Annotated in this window: 3 protein-coding genes; all 3 read right to left on the reverse strand. The window is 64.5% G+C overall.

The genetic code is table 11. The features are described from left to right. Positions 1 to 48: 48 nt before the first annotated feature. Genes ACWDTF_RS24670 through ACWDTF_RS24680 form a run of 3 tightly spaced genes read right to left on the reverse strand, consistent with a single transcriptional unit; the run spans position 49 to position 3,315 of the window. Entirely contained in the window at positions 49 to 351 is a 303-nt protein-coding gene (locus ACWDTF_RS24670; RefSeq protein ID WP_240862873.1) for a DUF6262 family protein, read from the reverse strand. Next, positions 348 to 2,267, reverse strand: coding sequence for a tyrosine-type recombinase/integrase (locus ACWDTF_RS24675; protein ID WP_240862871.1), 1,920 nt, complete (start codon positions 2,265 to 2,267; stop codon positions 348 to 350). The genes ACWDTF_RS24670 and ACWDTF_RS24675 overlap by 4 nt, the downstream gene beginning before the upstream one ends. After that, positions 2,233 to 3,315, reverse strand: a complete 1,083-nt coding sequence (locus ACWDTF_RS24680) for a tyrosine-type recombinase/integrase (RefSeq protein ID WP_240862866.1) — start codon at positions 3,313 to 3,315, stop codon at positions 2,233 to 2,235. Before ACWDTF_RS24680 ends, ACWDTF_RS24675 begins: the two co-directional genes overlap by 35 nt. Positions 3,316 to 3,418 lie beyond the last annotated feature (103 nt).

Here is a 3,418-nt window from a genome sequence, read left to right on the forward strand (position 1 = left end):
TTGACCGGCTAATCGTGGTCGAGCCTGCGGCAACGATCGGCCGATGGTTCATTGTCGATCTGGTTTGCGGCGTTGCCGTCGGAGTTGTTCGTCGTGCTGGGCGACGGTGCCGGCGAGGCTCTCGACGATCGTTCGCAGGTGCGCAACTTCGGTGGCGAGGCCGGTGAGTGTGCGGGCGTCGGTCTGTCGGGTGCGGTGTTCGTCGATGACGGCGCGCATTTCGGTGTTGCGGTAGAGGGTCGCGCGACCGATCTTGGTGCGGGCAGCGACTGCGGTGAAGGTGATGGGTTGGCCTGTGGCGGCGAGTTCGGCGCAGGTTCGTTCAACCTCGGCCAGCGCTTTGCTGCTCATGCGGTCTCGGTGCCGGCCTCGGCGATGAGGATGTCGAGGCGGGCGACGAGTTGTTGGTGGCGGCGGGCCTCGTCGACCCAGCCGCGGGACTGGGCATCCTCGGCGAGCTGTTGCGCATCAACGCGTTGCGCGGCAAGGACTCCGAGATGGGTTGCGTCGGTGTGGAAGCTGGGACAATGTTCACAGATGTTGGCATACGGGCAGGTTCCCTGGGCGGGTGCCCGCAGGCAGTAGCCGCCGGCCAGCCGCGATTTGATGGCCGGGGCCTGCTTCCAGTCGGATCCGGTGATGTCGGTGATCGGTAGTTGCGGTCGGTCGGCGGCGAGCGGGCCGATCTGGCTTTTGGCGAGGTCGAGGGCTCGTTCGTATTCGGTGCGGACGGTGGAGTCGAACAGGTGCGCGTAGCGCAGGCTCATCTGGGTGGAGACGTGTCCGAGCAGCGCCATGAGCGCTTGTAGGGAAACCCCGGCGTTGATCAGGGCGGTGGCATAGGTGTGGCGCAGTTGATGTGGGGTGATGTGGTCGAGCCCGGCGGTCGCTGCCGCCCGGTTGAGCTCAGCGCGTAGTGCGTTCTGGGAGAGTCGTTTTCCGTGGTGGGTGAACAAGAAGTCGGCGGGTGCTCCGGTGCGGGGGTGACGTAGTGGCCGGCCGTGAGTGCGGGTGGCGGTGATGCGGTCGACGAGGGTGAGGACTTCGTCGTCGATGGGTACCATGCGTTCGGAGTCGAGTTTGCCCAGTGGCACTTTCAGCCACGACCCTTGCCCCGGGATCTCGTGGATGCAGTCGAGTTCGAGGTCGAGCAGTTCCCCGATCCGCAACCCACACGCCCGCGCCAACAGCAGGGCGTCTGCGGCCAGACGATACGGCGAATCCGCCAGCGCTGCAGCAAGCTTGCGATCGGCATCTACGGGTAGATAGCGTGGCAGAAACCGTTGCGGGCGAGGCAGGTCGCTGCGGAAGATCAGCTTGCGCGCTGGCGCGTCATCCCATCCCCACTCGGTGATCTCGGCCAGGAAATGGCCGACCGCGTGCACGCGTCGGATGCGGTCGGCCACGGTGATGGGTGCACCGGTGACACTGTTGAGGGTGGTGGGCAACGACGCCAGATACGGCTCGATATGGCGTCGACGATCGAGGTGGGCCAGCGAGGTCAGATCGGGGTCGGTGACGGCCAGGAATCGGCCGAAGTGCGCGAGTCGGGTCGCGATGCTGCTGACGGTCTTCGGCGCGCAGGTGGCGTACTTGCGGTTGAGGTAGCCCACGAACGCCGGGCGCAGTGCTGTGGGCACCTCGGCCATCCGATCCTCGAGGCTGTGTGCGGTCGTCGCCGGTGGTGCTTCGGAGTCGAGGATGCCGAGATGGAACAGGATCTGGCGGGCACTGTGCAGGGTGCTGCGGTAGTGTTTCGCGCCGCGTCCGGTGTGTTCTTCGCGCAGTGTGCAAGCGTGCAGGAGGTCGGCGAGGTCGTCCTCGTACAGGTCGGTCAACGGGCGCTGGGTCTGGATGAGCAACCGCGCGATGATTTGTGAGGCGATCGCCGATGCGACTCGGTCGGTGAATCCCAATTCCTTTGCCGCACTGACAAATCTCTGAAGGTCAGCGTTGAGTGGACTGACCGCGAGTTCCAGCCAGATACTGCTGAGTTTGCGGTACACCAGATAATCGTATCCGGGTGCCAGGCGCCCGCTGACCATCAAGAACGTGATGAACGGGCGGGTGGAGCAGTTTGCGGCCAGGCGTTTCTCGAGAGGTTCCTCGGCCCAGTCGGCGACCGTGGGCCAGCGCTTGAGGAAGGAGCGTGCCGCTTGGGTGTAGGCCGGGTTGCCGCGGCCACGCCGCCGCAGATGGGCGAGGTAGGCAGTCTGGACCTCTGCCGGTGTCTCAGGTCTGGGTGCGAAGTCGTGTGCGTGCTGCATCGAACTCTGCCTTGACATGTGTTGGGGTCAAATGGATATAGCGGGCTGTGGTATCGACGTGAGCGTGGCCGAGCAGCGCTTGCATCACCGCCAGATCGACTCCGGCTTCGGCCATCGCGGTGCCGAAGGTATGACGCAGTGCGTGTGGGTGGCCGGCGGCCACTCCGGATTTGAGGCGGTGGTAGCGGAAGATCGTGCGTAGTCCAGCCGCGGTCAACGGCTGACCCCGGTGCGGTCCCTTCGCCACCAGAAACAGACGGGTATTGGATGATTCGGGCCGCTCGGTCAGGACGTAGGTGTGAATCAGGCCGGCCACCTCGACATCGAGCGGCACCCGGCGTTCCTTGCCGCCCTTGCCGAGTACCCGTACCCAGCGGGCGCCGATATCGACATCGGTCACCTCCAGGGTGAGCAACTCGCACGAGCGTAACCCCGACAACAACATCAACCCGGCCAACGACCGGTCCCGCCAGGTGTGCAGGCTCGCCACCAGATCTGCGGTCTCACGACGATCCAGTGCCCGGGGTAGCCGACGCGGTTCGCGCAGCCGCAACGCTGACCGCCTCTTCGGCTTGACCAGATGGCCGAGCAGGGCGTTGCGTTCTTCGGCGGTGACGCGGCGTGCTTCACGCCCACTCGGGACCGGATTGACCAGGTCAGGATCGGTGATGCTGCGATAGGTGAACAAGCCCGTCAGCGCCGCGAGTCGATGATTGATCGTGGTCGGTGAGTACCGATCGAGCCGTTGCCCGGTCATCGACAACACATTTGCTGGACGACCCGGAATCGACGTCTCTCGGCAGAACCGCATGAAGTCGAGAAGCGTTGTCGTGGTTACTGATTCCAACGTGATATCGGACTCGTCGAGCCACCGGCAGAACGCCAGCAGGTCGTAGCCGTAGGCCCGTAACGTGCGCGCCGAGTAGTTTCGGTCGGCCAGATAGCCGAGGTAATCATTGACCACCACGTACCTTCCGGCATGGTCACCGGCCAACTGCCAGGCAACCTCAGTGCCAGATTCCAGATGCAGCAACTGCCGATCCGTCATGAGACAGGTGTAACGCCACCGTCAACCCCGGTCAAGTATCTTCCGTTGTCGGCGTGTCTGTTTCACCGTAGCCCCGGGCTCCGGATTAGCCGGTCAACAGGCA

The sequence above is a fragment of the Gordonia sp. NPDC003422 genome (assembly GCF_053588675.1).

What these genes read in the sequence shown, in the direction of transcription:
- ACWDTF_RS24670 (WP_240862873.1), bottom strand. Translation starts at nt 351, where the DNA reads ATGAGCAGCAAAGCGCTGGCCGAGGTTGAACGAACCTGCGCCGAACTC.
- ACWDTF_RS24675 (WP_240862871.1), bottom strand. Translation starts at nt 2,267, where the DNA reads ATGCAGCACGCACACGACTTCGCACCCAGACCTGAGACACCGGCAGAG.
- ACWDTF_RS24680 (WP_240862866.1), bottom strand. Translation starts at nt 3,315, where the DNA reads ATGACGGATCGGCAGTTGCTGCATCTGGAATCTGGCACTGAGGTTGCC.